The organism is Vibrio sp. 10N.247.311.12 (assembly GCF_041467515.1).
GTDB lineage: Bacteria > Pseudomonadota > Gammaproteobacteria > Enterobacterales > Vibrionaceae > Vibrio > Vibrio crassostreae_C.
Genome location: NZ_JBFSUV010000024.1, coordinates 36,824 through 57,755, shown reverse-complemented (window position 1 = coordinate 57,755; position 20,932 = coordinate 36,824). Strand labels below are relative to the sequence as shown.

The window sequence follows — 20,932 nt, the reverse complement described above, 5'->3', positions numbered from 1 at the left end:
TAATCTCTCTTAGTTGATATCGTAAATCGTCGAAAAACGATTGGTTGTGGCAAAAAAACACGCTTAAAAGTAAAGGCTATCAAAGCCGATCATTCAAGCGTGAACTTCTATTTTAAAATGCTGTTAAATATCGATTCGAAGCGTTGAATATTGTCGCGGTCGATGCGGTAACACATCTTCGGCGGAATCGACTCAGCCGTAATAAAACCTGAGGCTTTCAATATTCTTAAGTGCTCTGATACCGTTGATTGAGCTAAACCCAATTCACTCACCAGATCACTGTTCAAGCAGCCGCCCGATTTTTCTAACGTGGAAAGGATACTCAATATACGTATTCTTGCTGGGTGAGCGAGTGCTTTCGCCAGTGCGGCCATTTGCTTTTCTGCTTTAGCATCACCGTGTTCGATGGGCAGAGAACAGCCACCAGATGTCGAGCAAGTTGAGTTCATATTGACGTCTCACTTTCATTAATCGTTAAAAGACGATTAATGATAAGCCTATTTTAAATAGGGGTCAATGCTCACTGTCTATTTGAACGAACTTTAAGGTGGCGATTCAGGGACTATGGTTGAACTCTGCTTTGACTCAGCTACGCAAAATGGCGTGAACATCGATTAAACGCCATTTTGCTCGGTTATCCGCTAGTTAAGAACGGTATAGCCTCGGTTGATCATACAGTTACGATTCACTTGAAACTTCTGCTGCTCAGATAGCTCGGCGGATTGTCTTTTTTGAGCACCGTGCTTTAAAGCGCCGCTGATAATACCGATGCCAGCACCAATTTTTGCACCATCATGACCACTCCCGCCAGAGACGGCTCCACCAACCGCACCCAGCGCTGCACCCTTAGCGGTTGAACCGACAATATCGCTGCCAAGAGAATCGACCTCTTCAGGCTTCACTTGTTGAGCGTATTGCTCACATTCATACAGATCGGCGTGATACTGTGTTTCATCAACACCTTTAGTATCGACAATAATTTGATTAGCAAATACTGAACTTGATGCTACAAGCAATATCGCTGCGATTGGAGAGAATGGAAATTTCACAATATAGACCTCTAGAGTATTCATTGCATTGTTAAAGTGACGTGTAGTTCTCGATGAAATCAAGGCGACGATCGGTGTACTCACCAGAATCCAACATCTTAGATAACCCGCGAAGCGTGTTGTAAGGCTGAGAAACGGCCACCATGTTAATGAGCCAATACGGAATATCGCCACCTGGATCACTCAATACTCGATAAGAGATATGGGTGGTGTTTTCGTCGATTGGTGTCAGGATCCAACTCGCCTCTAATTCAGCCACTCTGATGATTTTTTTATTATTGTTTGGCAGGTAATCAGGCCTACCATGCTGACCAATGGTGACAACCATCGTCTCTGGATCTTGAGTGATGACGTTCTCTACGATAGCTTCACGATCGGCAACTGGCCAAGGTGCCTTGGTATAGGTTTTGGTGATCGTGTGCGCCGCACTAAAATGCTCTATTTCTTCCATGTCATCGATGTTTTCTACCCATTGCGTGCCAACAGAGGTATCGATAAAGAGTGCGATAATAGAAGTGAGGGACGCGTTGATGTCGCCTTCTGCTCGAAATTCTTTAAAGTGACTGCCTTCAATTTTACGGTTATAAACCTCGATGCCTTTTTTATCGCGTGCCAGTGACCAGCCATCGGTGTCTGATGCAAACACCGAAACTGAACAAGCAAGAAGAAGCAAAGTAATAATCTTATTCATCATGTTAATGAGCGCCCTTTCCAGCTGATTTTATTGGTTTTAGATAAGCGGTAACTGTTCAGCACGAGTAGGCTTTGAACACAAATACCGAAGGGTACGGTTAACGCAAATTTTGCGGGAACAAACAGTTCCTTAACCAAAATGAAGTAGGTGACGATCGACACCAAGAGCATCACAGAGCTGACAATGAGCGAATAAGCATGAATGGCAGACATGTCACTGATGAAGGCGTTCGCCGATACAAGCATCAAAAGCGGTCCCGCCCATGCGATGATGTTGGCTTTGATGAAGACTTTTAAAGCTTGTGCTTGCGATTGACAATTCACAATAAGATTCATGTTTTTGGAAAAGCCAGCCCAGATTGAGTTGAAGTCTGAATACATGTGCGTACTCATTAGTTTGTCTGCAAATGCCCAGAAAATCTTAAATCCATTGACCTTCATGACTTTTGCAAAGGCGATGTCTTCCGATATCGCGTTTGCTACTGCGGCGTGTCCACCGACTGCGTCGTAGGATTTTCGGGTAAACAACATCGCCTGACCGTTAGCAATCGCTTCTTCCTTAGTCATGTCGTTCGAGTTTTTAAAGTTCATATAAGATGCGATCGATAGAAAGATGCCCGGCAAGGTCGCTTTTTCTGCCACAGACGCAAAAGTTTGTTTTGGATTAAACGATAAGAGATCAGTTTTTTGTTGGATAGCAAAGTCGATAACGCTCTGTAGCATCGCGGGTGCTGAATCGGTATCTGCATCAATGAAATACACATATTCACCGCTCGCGTTGAGTGCGCCAGCCATACATGCATTGCTCTTACCAAGCCATCCGGTCGGTAACGTTCTACCTGAAATACAGCGCGCGTTAACGTCGAACTTACTGATCAATGCTTCTACTTTTGCACGGGTTGAGTCAGTAGAAAAGTCATCAACAACAATGACTTCAAACTTGTCTTTTGGGTAGCTCTGCTTCAATAGAGAGCCAAGGCTGATTTCAATATTGTCTTCTTCATTTCGCGCAGGAATAATGACGGAAACAGTCGGCCACTCAGTTCTTTTGAACGATATTTTAGGTTCAATGTGAATACGATGGCGCTCTAAGTTCGCAAGTGTGATTAGAAACTTGACGGTAACGATGCAAAGCAAGGTCGTAATAATAGCTAAAATCATAATGACTGTGGTCGGAATAAAGTGATGGAGAGACAGGAAAGAATATAGTGGAGTGTGACCTAGCGCACATCTTGTATGTAGGACTTAACCCTTCAAACTGGAATGCGCTTCTGTTAGCGTTTGCCTTGGAAAGATGTGAAACAGTGACTGACAGGCGGTAAAATAAGCATTGTATTCACCAGCGACTCTAGCGATATAATCGAACCCAGAACCGTTACTCAAGATAACGAATGATCATAATCCAATAATAGGTACGCCCGACATGCCCCAACAAAACATCAAATTTATCGCGACTGATATGGATGGCACCTTACTCGATGAACACGGAAAGTTAGACCCAGAATTTTTCAACCTTTACGAGCGCTTAGAAGCTCAAGACATTATTTTTGCTGCGGCATCGGGTCGTCAGTACTACAGCTTGATGGAAACCTTTGCCCCGCTAAAAGATCGCATGATGTTCGTTGCTGAAAACGGCACATTGGTGATGCATAAAGGCCAAGAGCTTTACAGCTGCTTACTTGATACTGATGCCATCAAAGAGATCATTAAAGAAGCTCGCGCGATTGAAGGCGCGCATGTGGTGCTATGTGGTAAGAAGTCTGCATACATCGAAACCAAAGATGAGCGTGCTCTGGCGGAGATCTCTAAGTACTACCATCGCCGTGAGCAAGTAGAAGACTTACTGGCGGTAGAAGACGATTTCATCAAGGTGGCTATCTGTCACTTCGACGGTTCACAAGAGAAAGTGAACCCAACTATTGATGCCAAATTCGGTGAGAACTACCAAGTGGTTGTAAGCGCAAAAATTTGGTTAGATGTGATGAACGCTGAAGCGTCAAAAGGTGCGGCGATTAAACATCTACAGAACACATTAGGTTTCACTTACGAGCAGACCATGAGCTTTGGTGATTACCTAAATGACTTGGAAATGCTTAAAGAGAGCTACCACTCTTACGCGATGGAAAACGCGCATCCAAAGTTAAAAGAGATCGCGCGTTTTGGCGCGCCAAGTAACGTTGACGCGGGTGTGTTCCAAGTACTTGAGAAGTTGCTAGCGTAACGCTCTTAAGCTAGATTCGATTTTTATCAAAGCCAACTCGTGAAAATGAGTTGGCTTTTTTGTTGGCTGCTGTTGTATTGAGTTAAATTTGAACGAGTGTTCAGCTTATTGTAGTCTAACCAGAAAGATGGGTATTCACTTTGAATTGGATACGCCTTAGTAACGATATTTGGAATGATTATGAGCAAGAAACTTCAACTTGATATTATTTCTGACGTAATGTGCCCGTGGTGCGTAGTCGGTTACAAAAACTTAGAGCTAGCCGTTGCGGAACTTGGTTTAGAAGACCAGATTGAACTTGAATGGCAGCCGTTTGAGCTTAACCCTGACATGCCGCAAGAGGGCGAAAACCTGCGTGCCCATATCATGAGAAAATACGGTTCTAGCGCAGAAGAGAGCCAACGTTCACGAGAACAGCTTTCGGCTCGCGGCCAAGCGGTTGGTTTCGATTTCAATTTCTATGACAGTATGAGAATGGTCAATTCACGTCATCTACATGTACTTCTCGATTTTGCACTAGCGCACGGCAAACAGACTGAGTTAAAGCTACGCTTCTTTGCTGCTCACTTCACAGAGCAAAAAGACCTGTCCGATCTTGAAGTCATTGCACAAGAGCTTGAAGCGGTTGGCTTAGACTCAACGAAGGCACTGAAGCGCCTAAAGAACACCGACAACTTGAAGCAAATTGAAGCGCAAGAGTTTGAATGGCAACGCATGGGGATCTCTGCGGTTCCTACTGTGGTGTTCAACCGTAAGAGTGCAGTAACGGGCGCGCAGACGGTAGAAACCTACAAGCAGATTCTTCAAGAGCTTATTGCTGAATCATAAACGGATCATTGCTATCAATTAGAGTCTGAATTTCATGGAATCACTGTCACTCGCTCAAGCGCAAAAACTGGTATTGCTTTCGCAAAAGCTGCCGCCTAAGAAGTTGCCACCTAAAAAGCAACGCAATGGGGGCGCTTTGGCGAACACGTTGTCTGCGATTGAAAACCTTGGCTATGTGCAAATTGATACCATCTCTGTGATTCAGCGAGCTCACCACCACACGCTTTGGAATCGCAATCAAGATTACCAACTGAACCATCTTGATAAGCTGTTAGAGCGTCGAGAAGTATTTGAGTATTGGTCGCATGCCGCCGCGTATTTACCCATGCGTGACTTCCGATTCAGCCTACACCGCAAGAATGGCTTTGCGAGCGGTAAGCTCAAGCATTGGTATAAAAAGGATGACGCACTGATGGCTCATGTTCTCAAACGTATTGAGAATGAAGGGCCGTTGATGGCGAAAGATTTTGAAGGGGATAGGCCAAACCCCGGCGGTTGGGGCGGTAAACCGGCCAAGCAAGCATTAGAAACATTGTTCATGCAAGGCGACTTAATGGTGCCAAGCCGAGTTAACTTTCATAAGGTGTATGACCTAACCGAGCGAGTTTTACCGAGCGGAATTGATACCTCTGAGCCGACAGAACAAGAGTACATCGAGCATCTCATAAAGCGTTACTTAGAGGCTAACGGAGTTGGAATAGCGTCGGAAATGAGCTACCTACTCAAGAACACAAAGCCTTTGATTCAGAGAGCACTCCAACAGATGCTTGAAGATAAGCAGGTTCTGAAAGTAGATATTCAAGGCTCTGATTACTATGTCCTGCCAGGTGCTTTTGAACTGCTGAATCAACCTCTTTCCAGAACCAAGCTTAAGATACTGTCTCCGTTTGATAACCTGCTGATTCAACGAAAGCGAATGCAATCATTGTTCAACTTTGATTACCTCCTAGAATGCTATGTTCCAGAGGCCAAGCGTCAGTTTGGTTATTTTAGCTTACCGATTCTGTGGCAAGGTGAGCTGGTGGCACGAATGGATTGCAAGGTCGACAGGAAGAGTGGTTTGCTCAATATCCGTAACTTGGTTGTGGAAGAGCGAATTAAAAACCATGAGTTGTTGGTTCATGCTTTATGCGATGAACTAAAACACTTCATGGTGTTCAACCAATGTGATGAGATGATCGTCCATAACACCACGCCCTCTGATCTTGGCAAGCGCTTGATGAGCCAATGGCAAACAGTCTAGCGGTCTTTGTTGTTTAGAAAGCGCTTAGTTACTCAGCAAACGCAGCTAACAAGAACTCGACAAAGGTTCTGTTCTTCAACGACAGTTGCTTGGTTTTGTAGAGCAAGTGAATCGGCTTTGGTAACGGCGCCATGCCGGGTAGGATTTCCAACAGCGCTCCACGATCAATCTCTTCTGCGACTAAGATAGTCGGTTGCAACAACACGCCCACACCCTGCAGGGCGGCATACCGCAACACATCACCATTATTCGACATCAAGCGCACACGTTCTTTATTCGGTGTGGCGTGAGGAGCTTGGCTGCTGTAACTGAATCCAAGCGATGGGTGTTGTGCCAAGTCTTCTAATACTCTGATTTCAGCATGTTGGTTTAGGTAAGCGGGCGCCGCGCAATAACACATCTCATAATCCCCTAAATACCTTGCGACCAAGCTTGAATCGGACAGGTCGCCAATTCGCACAATCAGGTCAATGTCGGATGAATAAGGGTCGACAAGGTCATTATTCAACATCAGCTCAACGTTGATGGTTGGGTGATGCGCGAGAAACTTAGCTACGATAGGGGCGAGTACCTTGTTTCCATAGGTGACAGGGCAGTTTATTTTTACCGTGCCTTGTGGTTGATTTTCCAAGGTTTGAATCAGGTTCTCTGCATTGCTGATGTCTTCGAGAATTCGCTTACACTCACGATAGTAAAGTTGTCCTGAATCGGTTAACGATTGCTTACGCGTGGTGCGGTGGATCAGCTGAGACTTCAAACTGGCTTCTAAGGAATGGACATGTTTGCTTATCATGGTCGCCGACAGGTTGAAGTGGTTTGCGGCGCTGCGAAAGCTACCTTGTTCCACCACATAGACGAAGACTTTCATGCTGGTTAACTTATCCATTGAACACTTTTGGTTGATAAACAATAAACAAAACGTGAGTTTATCAATTATTAGGGGTTAATTATATTAATGGCAAACCGATAATTAACTAAAATAAGAGCGTGCAATGCCTCAAACGAATGAAACTATCTTTGTTACTGCCGAACTTAAGATCAAAACCAACATAGAACGAGCAGCTGCGCTCGAAGCTATCGAACAGTTTTGTTTAGACATGCAAAGCGAACCGGGCTGCCTCCAAGCAATTGCAACCTATGATCAAAGCCAAAGCGATCGTGTGATCTTGCTTGAGCAATATGCAAACCGCGAGGCGATCAATCAGCACTTTGTGATGCCTCATACCCAAGCGTTTATTGAGCGTGATATTACCGAGTTGGTTCAAGCATTCGAAACGCAACGTGGGCCTATCAAAGCACAAGAGCAGGAGAGCTAAGCCATGAAATGGGGAATTCTAGGAACCAGTTTTATCTCAGGTGTAATGGCGGATGCAATTAAAGGCGATGCTCAAAGCGAGCTGTATGCCGTTGCTGGTCGCACTGAAAAAACACTTAACGAGTTTGCTGCCCAATACCAACCAACACAAACCTTCAACAGCTATGAAGCCTTGATTGAAGATGAGTCGGTCGACATTATCTATATTGCTCTGCCAAACCATGTTCATCATGAGTATGTGATTAAAGCGGCTCAAAAAGGCAAAGCGATCTTGTGTGAAAAATCGTTATCGGTTGATATGGAAAAAACCGAGCAAGCTTTACAAGCCGTGAAAGAAGCGGGCGTATTCTTTGCTGAAGGTCTGATGTATTTAAACCATCCACTTATCACCAAGCTTCATCAAGAACTGGCAACTGGTGAGATCGGCGAAGTGCGCTCAATTCAAGGTTCCTACGTTGCGGCGATTGATCAGTTCGTGAACCCAGCAAGCAAAGGCGCGTTGTACAACCTAGGTTGTTATCCAATGTCGCTGGTTCATTCTGTTGCGCAGCAGCAATTTGGTGAGAGCGTGTTCGATGACGTGCAGATCTCAGCAATCGGTCGACGAGGCGAAGATGGCAATATCTGTGAATCGTCGGCGATGATGCATTTCAACGACCGTTTTACCGCACAAATCCACACTGCTGAAGACCACGGTTTAAAGCATGGTTTTACGATCCTAGGCAGCAAAGGCTGTATCACGCTAGATACTAATCCATGGCTACCGACGGCAGAAAACACGTTTACGGTAGAGATCTATGAAACGTCGACACGTGAAGTGAAAGTCGAAGCGCAAGGTGATGGTTTCCATTATCAAGTGCGCAATATCCGCCAAGCGGTTGAGCAAGGTGATACACAACTTGCTGCGCCAATGGCAACCCACCAAGACTCTCGCGTAATCATGAAGTTATTAACTGATTGGGAACAAGCGGCGAGCTAATGTTTTAGTAAATTCTATACTCGTCTCATGTTTGATCGCCTCGTAAGCTATCAAACATGAGGCGTTTCCTCTATATCTTCCAGTCGACTCTCCCCAATAAATACTTTGCATTTGAAACCGCCACAGTGTCCAATATCAGGTAGTACGAAACTGACCGAAAAACCTTATTTTTTAAGGTGTTAAATAGGACCTTTGCCGCATGCGTAAATCAGATAAGAAAATCGAGAATCAAATCAGAGACGTGTTAACTGACGTTTGTGAAGACACGCTGAAAGGCTTCGATGGTTTTTTGTGGGTGACTCACTCGGTCAACTTTTCCTCTTTTCCGCAAAGTTTGAAAATTGTCTGTGTATTCGATACCAATCAGGATAGAACGAACTTCTTAAGTGGCGAAGGTCAACAGAGTGTCTCAGGGGCTATTCAACAAGCGTTCAATCAAGTTGGAATTCAACTGAAGAATATCGATAAGCATGTTAGCTACGATACGCAAGAAAATTGCGATCGCGACCATCAAGGGAAGTGGAACAAGAGGCTTTAAGGAGCGTTGTCATCGTTCTTGTTTAGACAGCCTATCCAAATTGAGTTTCAATAGTGTGGCGCTCAAACTGAGATTCGATACAGCAAATCCAAGTCCTATTCTGAGTTCTAGGCTCTGATAACTTCTCATCTTCCAAACCGTATTATTCTCATTTTGAGAAAATCTGAGCTGATTTCTCGTTAGCCGGAGATACTTGGTTTCCAAATAAAATTAAAATCACAAAAACTTATATTTTCCTTAATGCATTGATTTTGAATCGGCATTTGCTCGTTTTACTTGCCACCGATGAAACAAGACAGACGAGCACTTGAACAATAGAGCCATGTAGTCGATACTTTTTTCGTATTTTGATTCCTAAATTGACACGTAAGTTGGCTGACTTTTCGTTTTGTGATTTAAGGCATGACAGTATCGATTAGGAAATTTGAATCATGAAAACCTACATTTCTGGGCTGCTCGCACTCATACCGTCATGTTTAATCGCTGGTTACGCTTTTGCTGTTGGTACAGCGGTTGTGCTGCCAGGGCAACATGAAGTTGGTGTTGATCTTTTGGGCTCCCCACTATCTACGAATGCCGTCATTGATTGGGAAATTTCCAACAGTGATATTGTGTTCGGAGCTTATGCCGACAAAGCCGACAATGAGCGAGCCACGACAATTGGTTATATGTACAACCAAGTCATGGCGATGAACTCGGGTTGGTTGGAGAACGATCTCCGTAACCAAGCTGAGTTAGAAGGCCTCAATTTCGAAGACTATTTCCTGCACTTTTCCGAAGATACTGTCATTGCCGAAGTTGATAAAACTCATGGCGAAAAGACCCTTTTAAACCGAAAACCTATGATCTTGGGTTATACAGCCAGTGAAGACCATGCTGGTTTTTGGTTGTATCAAGAGCCTCCGTGGGATGCCGATGTGTTTGAGAATTTCGAACAGGGTGGGGCTTTGTATGTCTATCATGCTGAACAGTTCGAACGGCTGACCTTTAAGTTCTCACAGTTTGCTGGCAGCGGTGAATTTTGGATTGAATACCCAACTGCTATTGATTCTCAGGGTAGGGTTTCACAATGGGAAAGGCTTGATGTAAAGAAAGACAAAACGCTCAATATGACCAAAAACCAATCGGTGATCTGGAACCTTCCGGATAACTGGTTAAGAGCTACAACTCATGATGGGAGCGGTGCGAGTTATGGCGGCGGCCAGTATTTTGGTTCAACCTTTTTGAGAGATGGTGGGTGCTTATACGTTGTGAGAGTTCGTTGGCAAAGTGAGAATGCCGACGACAGGCCGCGTTTAAAAGAAGTAAAACTCAAAAACAGTTTTCCAACCGTCAAGTTAACCGATGCTCCGACTTCAACCCCGGACGGCAATGCTATCAGCCAATGGCGAAAAATCCGTGGTTTTGATGTGTCTGCAGACCTAGATGGTGATAACTACTTGTCGCCAAGCGAGTATCGAAATCGAACCAATAAGAACGCGACAGCACGTTTTCGTTGGGAATCAAGAGTGGTGCCATTTGGTCGAATGTGGAGCGCTAACTCATCTTGGTCGCTAACGAACGTCGCAAACGCGGATTATCTATCTGCTATTCATCGCTACTACAAGCAAAGCTGGGCAAGACAAGGTTTGAATGGTGCGTACAACGACGACACAAATAAACTCATTGGCTCGAACCAGTTCTATGTTCACTCTGGCGGGCATGTTCAAGAGTTAGGAGCTGTTGCGGGTTCGAATCAAGCGGATGATCTCTACAAGCAACAATTTTCAGCGTTTCTCAAAAATCTTTCTGCTTTAGAAAGTGATGCGTCGATTGGGTTGAATATCGGAACCGCGAACTTACTGGGTCGAAATGGACAGTCTCATCTTAGCGAGGCGGGCTCTCTGTATTTACGCGAGCACTACATTTTTCCGTCTACTGGGTTTAGTGGTTACTCGGGGATCTCAAAATTCTGGGATAATTCTGCGCTCGCCTACAATGGGCAAAGTGTTATTTTTCAGGCGACAACGCGTTATGGGCGAGTTCAGTATCTTGGAAATAGTGAAGATAATTGGAAGCAAGACCAATACTCGACCCTAGCGATCTACCACCTCAATCGACACGCTCAACATAGCTACTTTAATCAGTGGAACAATGGTTACGTCTATGGAAGTGGCAATACGACGGCTGACACTTTCTGGCAAAGTGGTGTCCCTAAAAACATCGCCTACCAACCCAGTTCGTTATTGGCCGTTGACTTGGGAGAGCCGAGTCATCAAATCCCACATGGCTTTGCGCCGATTCCTTTGATGCTTTCGACAACGACACCTCAGCCTGCTGACTACACCATCGTTGGCGATTCCTCTATGAACGAAATGGTGCATGCTGATCTGCCCAATGGTATCACTCACGTTCTACCGACGTTCACGTACTTTATGTATCAATCTGAAAATCAGGTGGTTGCTGGTGGCCCTGAGGACATGGTGTTAGCGAGAGAGTTCAGCAATGGTCGTGTGTTGTATCGCACGGATTTCCACGGTAAGAATCCGAGCTTTTATGACGCGGCAAAACTCACCATCGCGCTGGATGTTCCAATGAAACCTGTTGATGCTAACGGTAACGTTGGTGACTATGTGAGTGAAATAGAAATTGGCGGTTATGAAGGGCTGTTCTTACTTTATTAGAACTAATGCGAGTGAGCACTCTCGAACCAGAGCAGACTAGAGCTTAGGTTCGGGATATGAGCTTATTCTTTTTACACTGCTTAAATTCTTTGGCGATCCACGATTGCTCGTTTAAACCATTGTCGATTAGAGCAAAAAGGTAGCCATCGACTTTGCCTGAAGCCGCAGGATATTCTTGAAAAGCGTGCTTAGGGTAGCCGGGGTAATCCATCTCGTATTGAGCGTCTAACTGCTTACCGAGTTGACGCCATTTTACGAATAACTCAGAAGAAGATGTCTCAACCTTATATTGGCCCAAAATGCGTTGGTGATGGGTTAACGCCACTTTAGCGCAGTGGTTGGTCTGTACGACTTTTTGTATCAATTCAACTTGTTCTTCACTCATGGTTTTCGCCAGTACATTCTCTTGTTCGATGCGCGCCATTCGTTCACCAAACGTTTCAGCATGGGTGGAAAACACAAAAGTAAGCGGTAAAGCCAATACCAAAAGACGCTTGTAGAACATAACCTAACTCTTTGAATGGATTCATGACTATTATGCCGTTGAGTAACAATATTATTAACGAATAAACACGCTTAATTGTAAGAATTATTTTTATCGAGTGGATAAATAGATGATTTTGGAGTTGTGGTATTCAGGCTCTGAATGTTTGGTTATTTTACGAAGCGACACCGATAACAGAATCAACCCAATATCTAACCATCTTGATTATAAATGTTGGATATCAATCGAGTGGTAGGAAAAACCGATTGCTTTAGCGGCGTTCAACAAAGCTTGTTGAGTCTTGAATACCCTGGGTTGCATTTTTCTGTCGGATTCAAGAAAGCTGTTTACTCCCCACTTATGACTTTTGACCATTAAGTAATAACCATTAGCTCCAGGGGACACGACACCAATTGCTGCTTTCAGGTCGCCACGACTGAAATGTTTTTTGAACTCACGTAATACCATATCAACATCCTTATTCGATGATAAAAAAAGGGAGCGCATTGCTCCCTAGTTAGTGCTTTTCTTAATGTTTACAAGAATGCGCGGTATGGCAGTTCTGGGTCATTTGTGAAGATGTCTGCAAAGCCACGGAAGTGCTGGTAGTGCATGCGGCCTTTATCTGTTGGGTATGTGTATTTACCACCAACTTGCCAGAAGAAAGGTGCGAAGCCGTATTGAAGACGTTCTTTCTTCATGTTCCACAGCATTTCGATTTCACGCGGGTCATTTTGGAAGTTAGCCCAAATGTCGTGGTGGAACGGAACAACTACTTCACAGTTCAAAGACTCAGCAGCACGAAGAATGTCTGAAGATGTCATTTTGTCTGTTACGCCACGTGGGTTCTCACCGTAAGAAAGCAGTGCAACGTCGATCTTGTGGTCATTACCGTGTTTAGCATAGTAGTTTGAGTAGTGAGAATCACCAGAGTGGTAAACTGAACCGCCTGTTGTTTCTACTAGGTAGTTCACTGCACGGTCGTCCATTCCGTCTAGAATTTCTTTGTCTAGGGAAGATGTTCCTTCAGGAAGTGTCACTAGAGCTGTACGGTCGAATGCGTCAAGAACCTTGATGTTCACGTCTTTGATTTTGATCTCGTCGCCAACTTTAGCAATAACACACCGATCTTCTGGCACACCCCATTTCATCCATAAATCAACACACGCTTTAGGGCCAATGAATTTAACGTGGTCGCCGCAGTTTTGTAGAACTGCCGCTGCAACGTTGATATCAATGTGGTCGCCGTGGTCATGAGATGCCATAATTGCATCGATCTCTTTGATAGCGAAAGGGTCCAATGGGAAGATCGCGGTACGTAGGTTTGGTTGAAGTGCTTCCACACCGCCCATACGCATCATTTGGTGCTGGTTTTTCATTTTTTGAACGGCTTGTGTTTTTTTACCAGTACCACACCAGAAGTCCATTGATAGGTTTGCACCTTCTTCTGATTTTAGCCAAATACCTGTACAACCCAGCCACCACATAGAAAACGTACCCGGTTGCACAACTGTTTGTTCAATCTCTTCATTTAACCATGTGCCCCACTCAGGGAATGTATTTAGGATCCAAGACTCGCGAGTGATTTCGTTTACATTGCTCATGATAATACCTTTTATTTCAATAATTTGATTAATTTTGGATGTAGGGAGCCGAGCGCCTTAATTTGGATTAAGGCACTGAGCTAAATTTATTATTATTGGTGGGCTAGTTAGCCCTGCGATTTAAACTAGGATGACTTGCGTCCCTTGAGCTTCAATTAGTTTTACGACTTCGGGATTGGCGTCTTTACCGGTGATGACAATGTCTATTTGCTTGGTGCTGCAAAAGAGCATTCCGGTACGTTGTCCAACTTTTGAGCTATCGACCACGACGACAAGCTTATCGACCTGTTCGAGCATTTGTTGTTCGGCTACGGCCGTTAACATGTCGGCTTTGTACAGCCCGGCATCGGTTAAGCCTTTACCTGAGGTGAACATCCAGTTTCCCGCATAGCCGCCTAATGAATTAGGGGCAGGGTTTAGAAAGATGTTCTGCGCTTTGTTGTATTGACCACCAATGATGATGACATCGTCATGATCTTCGTTGATCAAGTAGCTTGCGAGTGGAAAGTAGTTCGTTACGATTTGAACGTCATCGCCACATAATTGCTGACCGAGTAGGAAAGCCGTCGAACCACAGTTGATCACGACTGTATCGCCAGCCTGACAAAGCCCTGCAGCTGCTTGAGCAATCTCTGATTTCTCTTCATAGAACTCAGTGCTGTTGATATTCAGTGGTGACCACTTTCTCTTCTGAGTTTCTACTCGTTCCGCACCATTTCGAATTTTTCTAAGTCGGCCAACTTCATCTAACTTAGCGATATCGCGCCTAGCAGTAGCAGGAGAAACGCTAAATTTATCAATAATATGAGAGACGTTGATTGTCTGCATATCTTCTAACAGCGACAAGATGCCGTTATGTCTTTGTACTTCATTCATATTTATCACTCTTTTTGTCGTTGTGACAATTTAATGATTACTTTTGATTTGTTTTGATTCTAATAATCACCATCATGATTGTCAAACCACATCGCTATAAAAACCAGACATTAATCACAATGTTTTATAAGTGGTTGATTTTATTGTATTTATAATTTTTACGTGTGATCTAAAGCTCAATTAAGCACATTCTGGGTGTGGTTAATTGATATAAATCAAAGTAATCACAAGTGAGCATTGAATGATTACTTTTGATTGGTAAAGTCTAGTTCGTGAGCAAAACTAGAATCATCACATCCTACAAATCATTAAAATTAAAAATCAATCAGGGGTAAAGATATGGAATTCTTATACGATATTTTCTATATTTTTTACAGTCAGGTAATGACCAAAGCACCGTTGCTACTCGGTCTTGTTACTTGTCTCGGCTACATCCTTCTAAAACGTGACGCAACAACTGTTATCTCCGGCTCTATTAAAACCATCGTTGGTTTCATGATAGTGCAGGTAGGTGCAGGAACATTGGTAGCGGGTTTTAAACCGGTTATTGAAAAAATGAGTGAAATACATGGATTAACGGGATCGGTAATTGACCCGTACACCTCCATGATGTCCACCATGGAAACCATGGGCGACAACTACTCTTGGGTTGGGTATGCAGTATTACTGGCTCTTGGGCTAAACATTCTACTTGTTGCCTTCCGACGTATTACGGGTATCAGAACCATCATGCTGACTGGGCATATCATGTTCCAGCAAGCTGGCCTCATTGCTGTTTTCTACTTCGTGCTTGGTGCAGGTATGTGGGAAACCATTATTTATTCAGCAATATTGATGGCGTTGTACTGGGGTATCTCCTCAAACATCATGTTCAAGCCGACTCAAGAAGTCACTGGTGGTGCGGGTTTCTCGATTGGTCACCAACAACAGTTTGCTTCATGGGTAGCCACCAAGGTTGCACCGAAGCTTGGCGACAAGAACGACAGTGTTGACCACATCAAACTGCCTAAGTGGTTACACATTTTCCACGACAGTATCGCTGCAACAACGTTAGTAATGACTGGCTTCTTCGGCATTATTCTTCTTTCGTTCGGTCTTGATAACCTTCAGGACATGGCAGGTAAAACGCACTGGTTTATCTACATTTTTGAAACTGGTTTGAAATTCGCTGTTGCCATTCAAGTCATCGTTACTGGTGTTCGCATGTTCGTTGCGGAACTGTCCGAGGCATTTAACGGTATTTCTCAACGCCTTATTCCTAACGCTGTTTTAGCAATCGATTGTGCTGCTATTTACGCCTACTCTCCTAACGCAATGGTATTTGGTTTCATGTGGGGCGCAGTGGGTCAATTCACCGCTGTTCTTGCAATGCTAGCGTTTGACGCACCAATCATGATCATTCCTGGCTTTATCCCAATGTTCTTCTCGAACGCCACTATCGGTGTGTTTGCTAACCACTTTGGTGGCTGGAAAGCGGTGATGAAGATCTGTTTCGTGATGGGCATCATCGAAGTGGTTGGCTCTGCGTGGGCAATCCATATCTTCGCTCAATCAGGTACTGAGTTTAATGGCTGGATGGGCATGGCTGACTGGGCTCTGGTATTCCCACCAATCATGCAAGGTATCTCAAGCTCTAGCATGTTCTTCTTTGTGATTTTGGCTTTGGCTGGCATCTACATGTACTTCGCTTCTAAGCAACTACGAGCTGAAGAAGACGCAGAAGCTGCTGCTGAAACAATGACCGCAGTAACGCCTGAAGGTATTGAGGTTGAAGTCGCGGTTCCACAACAATCGACAGCAACCGCTGAAGCACCATCTGTTTCAACAACGGCAGCTTCTACAACATCAGAAACTCGAATCTCACCAGCCGCTGACCAGAAACCGGTTCGTGTCTTAGTGTGCTGTGGCTCAGGACAAGGTTCTTCAATGATGTGCTCTAAGAAAATCAAAGAGTATTTGGACAAGAAAGGCATCCCAAGCTCGACCTTTAACAGCGCCATCACTGATTACAAATCACACCTTGGTTCATTCGACATCATCGTTACTTCGGTTGCTCTTGCAGCGAAGATCACGGGTCTGCCGGAAGGTAAGCAACAGTTAGCGGTTAAGAACATGATTATGGTGAAAACTTTCGGCGACGAACTTGTTTCCATCATCGAGAACAACTTCCATAAATAATTAAAAACGGCTCAGTGGTGTCGCACTGCTGAGCCAATAAAAACAATTATATAAGTGAGCAATAACATGAACTTAAAAGAATCTCTTATCAAGAATAACTCTATCCTACTGAACGCAAAAGCAGCTGACTGGAAAGCGGCGATCAAGCTTGGGACTGATGCATTGGTGAAAGCGGGTATTGCAGAAGAGCGTTACTACGACGCGATTACCAAAGCGATTGGTGAAGAAGGCCCTTATATCTGTATTCACGATGCGTTCGCACTGCCACATTGCCGCCCTGAAGACGGTGTTATTCGTACTGGGTTTGCGCTAACCGTGCTTGAAACGCCAATTACGTTTGAAGGTGTTGATGAGCCTGTAGATGTGCTGATAACACTAGCGGGTAAGGACTCAGAAGAGCACATCGAAGGCACCATGCAAGTGGCGAACTTGATTGAATTCGATGAAGACTTCTCAAAACTTCGCGCGTGCAAAAGCCCAGAAGAAGTGGCGCGTTTAATTGATGCTGCATTGCTTCAAGCGGAAGCGGCGTAAGGAGGCAACGATGTCTAAATATAGCCAATTGAAACAACGTGTTTTAGAAGCCAATTTGCAACTTCCGAAATACGGTTTGGTGACATTTACTTGGGGTAATGTCTCTGAGTTTGACCGTGTTAACGGAGTGATAGCGATTAAACCATCAGGTGTCGAATACAGTGATATGACGGCTGAAGACATGGTGGTCGTCGATCTCGAAGGCAAGGTTGTTGAAGGGAAACTCAATCCTTCAAGCGATACCGCAACGCACTTAGAGCTCTATAAAGCTTTCCCTGAAGTGAGTGGCATTGTTCACACGCATTCACGCAGTGCCACCATTTGGGCACAAGCGGGTATCGACATCCCAGCCTTAGGCACCACTCACGCTGATTATTTCTACGGTGACATCCCATGTACACGTCGATTGTCTCACTCTGAAATTTCTGAAGAGTACGAGAAAAATACTGGCTTGGTGATTATTGAAGAGTTCAAGCAACGTCGAATCGATCCAATGGCCGTTCCAAGTGTGATTGTTGCAGGACATGCGCCGTTCTCTTGGGGCAAAGATGCCAACGACGCCGTTCATAACGCGGTGGTATTAGAAGAAGTGTCGGCAATGGCGTTGGCAACGCGCACCTTGAATAGCGGCATCAAAATTCAGCCAGAACTATCCGACAAACACTACTTACGTAAGCACGGTGAAAATGCTTATTACGGCCAACAGTAAATCGGATTTCGTTTAAGTAAGTCGCTTCTATTCGAAGTAGCTTCAATATTGATTAGGCCCGACTTCAGGGAATAAGTAGAGGACTCTATGTATAAAGTGCTGGCGTTAGATCTCGATGGAACCGTGTTAAAGGATGATCACACGATTCATCCAGAAGTAAAAAAGGCGATCCAAGAAGCCAAACAAAGTTGTCATGTCGTGATTGTGACTGGTCGACACCACACAGCAGCACGACCTTATTACTACGAATTGGGGTTAGATACGCCAATCATTTGCTGTAACGGCACTTATGTTTATGACTATCAAACTGAAACGGTACTGACTCAAAACGCGATAGATAAAGACAAAGCGCTGACCTTCATCGATATGGCAGACGAGTTCCAGCTCAAAATGGTCATGTACATCACGCATGCCATGACGTACTCACACTACAACCCATTTGCCTACATGTTGGCATTGGAAAGTTGGGCAGAAACGGCACCAGAGCAGCATCGCCCTCAAATTTACCAAGTGGAATCATTCATAGAAACAGCTCAACAAGCTGAACACGTTTGGAAGTTTGTGGTAGAGGGGAGCCAAGATTCCGTCGACCGTTTAATGCAACACCCATGGATAGGAGAGAACTTCAACGGTGAGCGTTCTTGGTCAAACCGAATCGACTTTGCTGCAAAAGGTAACAGTAAGGGCCTACGCCTTGCTGAATACATCGCAGAACTCGGTTATCACGCCGATGACGTCATTGCCGTCGGTGATAACCACAACGACATATCCATGATTAAGTACGCCGGATTCGGTGTAGCGATGCTCAATGCTGATGACATCGTCAAATCACACGTTCAACGCGTGTGCTCAACAGATAACAACCATGATGGCTTAGCCCGTCTAATACGTGAACAAATTAAAGGATAACAACATGACTAAACCAATGATTCAGATCGCCCTAGACCAAACAAATCTTCCTGCCGCAATTGAAGTGGCAAACAACGTTGAAAGCTTTGTTGATGTGATTGAAGTGGGCACTATTTTGGCTTTTGCTGAAGGTATGACAGCGGTTTCTACCCTTCGTAAAAACCACCCAGACCATATCCTTGTGTGCGATATGAAAACCACCGATGGCGGCGCAATTTTGGCTCGAATGGCATTCGAAGCGGGTGCTGATTGGATAACCGTTTCTGCGGCTGCACACATCGCAACCATTGGTGCGTGTAAGAAAGTCGCTGACGAATTTAACGGTGAAATACAAATCGAAATTTACGGCAATTGGACAATGGACGATGCTCAATCTTGGGTCGACCTAGGTATCTCTCAAGCTATCTATCACCGTTCTCGTGACGCTGAATTAGCTGGTGTGGGCTGGACTGAAGAAGATCTTGTGAAGATGCGTGCATTGTCTGAAATGGGCATCGAGCTTTCTATCACAGGTGGCATCGTGCCTGAAGACCTTTACCTATTTGAAGGCATTAAAGCGAAAACCTTTATTGCAGGTCGCGCACTTGCGGGTGAAAAAGGTAAAGAAACAGCAGAAGCACTAAAAGCTCAGATCGACCGTTACTGGAATTAGGAGGCGTTATGTACCAAAACTTATTACGCCACCGAGTAGGGCTTTATGAGAAGGCCCTACCTAACGAACTCAGCTGGGAAGACAAACTGGCAACAACCAAAGAGCTCGGCTTTGATTTTCTTGAGATATCGGTAGATGAATCAGACGAGCGCCGTAGCCGTTTGGATTGGAATGACGATGAAGTGTATGTCTTACGTCGCCTGTGTGAAAAGCATGGTGTACCGCTGCAATCCATGTGTTTAAGCGCGCATCGCAAGTTCCCATTTGGATCTGCAGATCCGGTGATTCGTGAACAAGCGGCTATCCATATGGAAAAAGCGATCTCACTCGCTTACAAATTGGGTATTCGTACCATCCAATTGGCTGGGTATGACGTTTACTACGAGCCTGCGGATAAGGTTACTCACCAGAGGTTCATTGAAGGCATGAAGCTTTCTGCGCAGTTGGCGGAAAGGTCGGGCGTTATGCTCGCTGTGGAGATCATGGATACCGATTACTTGAACTCTTTGAGCAAGTTTGAAGTGCTGAGTCGTGAAGTCAATTCACCGTATTTCACGGCGTATCCAGATGTGGGTAATATCTCCGGTTGGAATTACGACATAGTGACGGAACTAAAGTTGAGCAAGCCTCATATCACTCAGATCCACCTCAAAGACACTTATAAAGTGACTAACGAATACAAAGGTCAATTTCGAGACTTAGTGATTGGTGATGGTGAAGTCGACTTTAATGCCATTTTTGAAACGTTGAAAGAGACTGAGTGCGTCGTACCACTCGTGATTGAGATGTGGGCTCAAGATGAACGTTGGAAAGAGAATATACTTACGGCACAAAAACGACTGAATGATGTTTGTGTGCAAACGGGTGTTCCGATGTTGTTTGACCACTAACTCTACTTAGAATTATTAACTAGTTTCTCTTTGCGTTCTCGGTGCTCCTAACGAAAAGAGAAAATGCAGCATATTGCCCCCCAATATGCTGCATTTTTATATCAACATGTCGCTCTAAACTGTTGAAGCTGAGGTTATGTCAATTTCGAAATAGTGGCTGTTCTTAAACAGCAATAGTCACATGATCACGGCCCACTTCAGCCATCTGAATCAGGTAGTCTGTGTGGTACTTCTTTTTGATGACGATTTGGCTACCGATTTCAGCAACAATCTTTACCACTTCTAACGCATCAGAGGGATGCAATGAAGAGTCTTTTGAAATTTCGATATTAACGCCTAAATTTGCCAATTTGATGATGTCGCTAGAATGCATGATGATGTCCAAGATGTTTGATTTTCGTGGACTATACCATCTTCAATTTATGCAACTCTACTCTGCCTATCCTAAAATTTCGGTCGATGCTCTCAATCTATGATTCCAATATGTAAGTAGTAGATCTAACTCACAAATTGCGGGTATCAATAACCTCAATGTGAGGGTGACGTTATGTGCTTAGTATTTACTTT

The 20,932-nt window shown here is 44.4% G+C and carries 23 protein-coding genes; 13 read left to right on the top strand and 10 right to left on the bottom strand.

What is annotated here, in order from left to right:
• Window positions 1-107: 107 nt before the first annotated feature.
• The 4 genes from AB6E30_RS12290 to AB6E30_RS12275 form a co-directional block, all read right to left on the bottom strand.
• Complete coding sequence (locus AB6E30_RS12290) at window positions 108-449, bottom strand: helix-turn-helix transcriptional regulator (protein WP_017064015.1); 342 nt, start codon at window positions 447-449, stop codon at window positions 108-110.
• Window positions 450-641: 192 nt separating this feature from the next.
• Window positions 642-1,049, bottom strand: coding sequence for a glycine zipper family protein (locus AB6E30_RS12285; protein ID WP_029235181.1), 408 nt, complete (start codon window positions 1,047-1,049; stop codon window positions 642-644).
• 31 nt (window positions 1,050-1,080) lie between these two features.
• Window positions 1,081-1,743: an START domain-containing protein gene (locus AB6E30_RS12280; protein ID WP_017069715.1), complete on the bottom strand. Its 663-nt coding sequence runs from the start codon at window positions 1,741-1,743 to the stop codon at window positions 1,081-1,083.
• A complete protein-coding gene (locus AB6E30_RS12275) occupies window positions 1,740-2,903 on the bottom strand; it encodes a glycosyltransferase family 2 protein (protein ID WP_017064013.1) in 1,164 nt (387 codons plus the stop codon). The genes AB6E30_RS12280 and AB6E30_RS12275 overlap by 4 nt, the downstream gene beginning before the upstream one ends.
• 262 nt (window positions 2,904-3,165) lie before the next feature.
• On the opposite strand from AB6E30_RS12275, the gene AB6E30_RS12270 reads away from it, so the two are divergent.
• The 3 genes from AB6E30_RS12270 (at window position 3,166) to AB6E30_RS12260 (ending at window position 6,034) form a co-directional block, all read left to right on the top strand.
• On the top strand, window positions 3,166-3,963 hold the full coding sequence (locus tag AB6E30_RS12270; RefSeq protein WP_372103764.1) for a Cof-type HAD-IIB family hydrolase: 798 nt from the start codon (window positions 3,166-3,168) through the stop codon (window positions 3,961-3,963).
• 180 nt (window positions 3,964-4,143) lie between these two features.
• A complete protein-coding gene (locus AB6E30_RS12265) occupies window positions 4,144-4,791 on the top strand; it encodes a DsbA family oxidoreductase (RefSeq protein ID WP_017060931.1) in 648 nt (215 codons plus the stop codon).
• A 34-nt stretch (window positions 4,792-4,825) separates the two neighbouring features.
• The gene (locus AB6E30_RS12260; protein WP_372103762.1) at window positions 4,826-6,034 is read left to right on the top strand and encodes a winged helix-turn-helix domain-containing protein; all 1,209 of its coding nucleotides are present in this window, start codon (window positions 4,826-4,828) and stop codon (window positions 6,032-6,034) included.
• Window positions 6,035-6,062: 28 nt separating this feature from the next.
• Here the strand turns inward: AB6E30_RS12260 and AB6E30_RS12255 are convergent, their stop codons facing one another.
• On the bottom strand, window positions 6,063-6,920 hold the full coding sequence (locus tag AB6E30_RS12255) for a LysR substrate-binding domain-containing protein (RefSeq protein WP_017069718.1): 858 nt from the start codon (window positions 6,918-6,920) through the stop codon (window positions 6,063-6,065).
• A 106-nt stretch (window positions 6,921-7,026) separates the two neighbouring features.
• On the opposite strand from AB6E30_RS12255, the gene AB6E30_RS12250 reads away from it, so the two are divergent.
• From AB6E30_RS12250 to AB6E30_RS12235, 4 genes are all read left to right on the top strand, one after another.
• The gene (locus AB6E30_RS12250; protein WP_102320689.1) at window positions 7,027-7,350 is read left to right on the top strand and encodes a putative quinol monooxygenase; all 324 of its coding nucleotides are present in this window, start codon (window positions 7,027-7,029) and stop codon (window positions 7,348-7,350) included.
• Window positions 7,351-7,353: 3 nt separating this feature from the next.
• Complete coding sequence (locus tag AB6E30_RS12245; protein ID WP_102394247.1) at window positions 7,354-8,328, top strand: Gfo/Idh/MocA family protein; 975 nt, start codon at window positions 7,354-7,356, stop codon at window positions 8,326-8,328.
• A gap of 199 nt (window positions 8,329-8,527) precedes the next feature.
• Window positions 8,528-8,866 (top strand): hypothetical protein, encoded by a 339-nt coding sequence (locus AB6E30_RS12240; RefSeq protein ID WP_017060926.1) that lies wholly within the window; start codon window positions 8,528-8,530, stop codon window positions 8,864-8,866.
• A gap of 431 nt (window positions 8,867-9,297) precedes the next feature.
• Entirely contained in the window at window positions 9,298-11,529 is a 2,232-nt protein-coding gene (locus AB6E30_RS12235) for a hypothetical protein (protein WP_102394248.1), read from the top strand.
• A 43-nt stretch (window positions 11,530-11,572) separates the two neighbouring features.
• Here AB6E30_RS12235 and AB6E30_RS12230 read toward each other — a convergent pair whose 3' ends face one another.
• The 4 genes from AB6E30_RS12230 to ulaR form a co-directional block, all read right to left on the bottom strand.
• Entirely contained in the window at window positions 11,573-12,034 is a 462-nt protein-coding gene (locus AB6E30_RS12230) for a hypothetical protein (RefSeq protein ID WP_017069722.1), read from the bottom strand.
• A 204-nt stretch (window positions 12,035-12,238) separates the two neighbouring features.
• Complete coding sequence (locus AB6E30_RS12225; protein WP_017064006.1) at window positions 12,239-12,481, bottom strand: hypothetical protein; 243 nt, start codon at window positions 12,479-12,481, stop codon at window positions 12,239-12,241.
• A gap of 68 nt (window positions 12,482-12,549) precedes the next feature.
• Complete coding sequence (ulaG, locus tag AB6E30_RS12220; RefSeq protein ID WP_102394249.1) at window positions 12,550-13,617, bottom strand: L-ascorbate 6-phosphate lactonase; 1,068 nt, start codon at window positions 13,615-13,617, stop codon at window positions 12,550-12,552.
• Window positions 13,618-13,737: 120 nt separating this feature from the next.
• Window positions 13,738-14,493, bottom strand: coding sequence for an HTH-type transcriptional regulator UlaR (gene ulaR, locus AB6E30_RS12215; protein WP_017064005.1), 756 nt, complete (start codon window positions 14,491-14,493; stop codon window positions 13,738-13,740).
• Window positions 14,494-14,832: 339 nt separating this feature from the next.
• Here ulaR and AB6E30_RS12210 point away from each other — a divergent pair, with 339 nt between their 5' ends.
• From AB6E30_RS12210 to AB6E30_RS12185, 6 genes are all read left to right on the top strand, one after another.
• A complete protein-coding gene (locus AB6E30_RS12210) occupies window positions 14,833-16,671 on the top strand; it encodes a PTS ascorbate-specific subunit IIBC (protein ID WP_017060920.1) in 1,839 nt (612 codons plus the stop codon).
• Between the two features lie 66 nt (window positions 16,672-16,737).
• Window positions 16,738-17,205 carry a PTS sugar transporter subunit IIA gene (locus AB6E30_RS12205; RefSeq protein ID WP_017064004.1) on the top strand — a complete coding sequence of 156 codons (468 nt, stop codon included), beginning with the start codon at window positions 16,738-16,740 and terminating at the stop codon, window positions 17,203-17,205.
• 10 nt (window positions 17,206-17,215) lie between these two features.
• Complete coding sequence (locus AB6E30_RS12200) at window positions 17,216-17,914, top strand: L-ribulose-5-phosphate 4-epimerase (protein WP_017064003.1); 699 nt, start codon at window positions 17,216-17,218, stop codon at window positions 17,912-17,914.
• Between the two features lie 87 nt (window positions 17,915-18,001).
• Window positions 18,002-18,823, top strand: coding sequence for a pyridoxal phosphatase (locus AB6E30_RS12195; RefSeq protein WP_372103759.1), 822 nt, complete (start codon window positions 18,002-18,004; stop codon window positions 18,821-18,823).
• A 4-nt stretch (window positions 18,824-18,827) separates the two neighbouring features.
• Window positions 18,828-19,475 carry a 3-keto-L-gulonate-6-phosphate decarboxylase UlaD gene (locus AB6E30_RS12190; protein WP_017064001.1) on the top strand — a complete coding sequence of 216 codons (648 nt, stop codon included), beginning with the start codon at window positions 18,828-18,830 and terminating at the stop codon, window positions 19,473-19,475.
• An 8-nt stretch (window positions 19,476-19,483) separates the two neighbouring features.
• Window positions 19,484-20,365, top strand: a complete 882-nt coding sequence (locus AB6E30_RS12185; RefSeq protein WP_372083013.1) for an L-ribulose-5-phosphate 3-epimerase — start codon at window positions 19,484-19,486, stop codon at window positions 20,363-20,365.
• Between the two features lie 163 nt (window positions 20,366-20,528).
• On the opposite strand, the gene AB6E30_RS12180 is transcribed toward AB6E30_RS12185, so the two are convergent.
• Entirely contained in the window at window positions 20,529-20,738 is a 210-nt protein-coding gene (locus AB6E30_RS12180; protein ID WP_009845895.1) for a hypothetical protein, read from the bottom strand.
• Window positions 20,739-20,932 lie beyond the last annotated feature (194 nt).

Excerpts from the sequence above, each read along its gene's own strand:
- AB6E30_RS12290 (WP_017064015.1), bottom strand. The coding sequence starts at position 449 with ATGAACTCAACTTGCTCGACATCTGGTGGCTGTTCTCTGCCCATCGAA.
- AB6E30_RS12280 (WP_017069715.1), bottom strand. The coding sequence starts at position 1,743 with ATGATGAATAAGATTATTACTTTGCTTCTTCTTGCTTGTTCAGTTTCG.
- AB6E30_RS12275 (WP_017064013.1), bottom strand. The coding sequence starts at position 2,903 with ATGATTTTAGCTATTATTACGACCTTGCTTTGCATCGTTACCGTCAAG.
- AB6E30_RS12270 (WP_372103764.1), top strand. The coding sequence starts at position 3,166 with ATGCCCCAACAAAACATCAAATTTATCGCGACTGATATGGATGGCACC.
- AB6E30_RS12265 (WP_017060931.1), top strand. The coding sequence starts at position 4,144 with ATGAGCAAGAAACTTCAACTTGATATTATTTCTGACGTAATGTGCCCG.
- AB6E30_RS12260 (WP_372103762.1), top strand. The coding sequence starts at position 4,826 with ATGGAATCACTGTCACTCGCTCAAGCGCAAAAACTGGTATTGCTTTCG.
- AB6E30_RS12255 (WP_017069718.1), bottom strand. The coding sequence starts at position 6,920 with ATGGATAAGTTAACCAGCATGAAAGTCTTCGTCTATGTGGTGGAACAA.
- AB6E30_RS12250 (WP_102320689.1), top strand. The coding sequence starts at position 7,027 with ATGCCTCAAACGAATGAAACTATCTTTGTTACTGCCGAACTTAAGATC.
- AB6E30_RS12245 (WP_102394247.1), top strand. The coding sequence starts at position 7,354 with ATGAAATGGGGAATTCTAGGAACCAGTTTTATCTCAGGTGTAATGGCG.
- AB6E30_RS12240 (WP_017060926.1), top strand. The coding sequence starts at position 8,528 with ATGCGTAAATCAGATAAGAAAATCGAGAATCAAATCAGAGACGTGTTA.
- AB6E30_RS12235 (WP_102394248.1), top strand. The coding sequence starts at position 9,298 with ATGAAAACCTACATTTCTGGGCTGCTCGCACTCATACCGTCATGTTTA.
- AB6E30_RS12230 (WP_017069722.1), bottom strand. The coding sequence starts at position 12,034 with ATGTTCTACAAGCGTCTTTTGGTATTGGCTTTACCGCTTACTTTTGTG.
- AB6E30_RS12225 (WP_017064006.1), bottom strand. The coding sequence starts at position 12,481 with ATGGTATTACGTGAGTTCAAAAAACATTTCAGTCGTGGCGACCTGAAA.
- ulaG (WP_102394249.1), bottom strand. The coding sequence starts at position 13,617 with ATGAGCAATGTAAACGAAATCACTCGCGAGTCTTGGATCCTAAATACA.
- ulaR (WP_017064005.1), bottom strand. The coding sequence starts at position 14,493 with ATGAATGAAGTACAAAGACATAACGGCATCTTGTCGCTGTTAGAAGAT.
- AB6E30_RS12210 (WP_017060920.1), top strand. The coding sequence starts at position 14,833 with ATGGAATTCTTATACGATATTTTCTATATTTTTTACAGTCAGGTAATG.
- AB6E30_RS12205 (WP_017064004.1), top strand. The coding sequence starts at position 16,738 with ATGAACTTAAAAGAATCTCTTATCAAGAATAACTCTATCCTACTGAAC.
- AB6E30_RS12200 (WP_017064003.1), top strand. The coding sequence starts at position 17,216 with ATGTCTAAATATAGCCAATTGAAACAACGTGTTTTAGAAGCCAATTTG.
- AB6E30_RS12195 (WP_372103759.1), top strand. The coding sequence starts at position 18,002 with ATGTATAAAGTGCTGGCGTTAGATCTCGATGGAACCGTGTTAAAGGAT.
- AB6E30_RS12190 (WP_017064001.1), top strand. The coding sequence starts at position 18,828 with ATGACTAAACCAATGATTCAGATCGCCCTAGACCAAACAAATCTTCCT.
- AB6E30_RS12185 (WP_372083013.1), top strand. The coding sequence starts at position 19,484 with ATGTACCAAAACTTATTACGCCACCGAGTAGGGCTTTATGAGAAGGCC.
- AB6E30_RS12180 (WP_009845895.1), bottom strand. The coding sequence starts at position 20,738 with ATGCATTCTAGCGACATCATCAAATTGGCAAATTTAGGCGTTAATATC.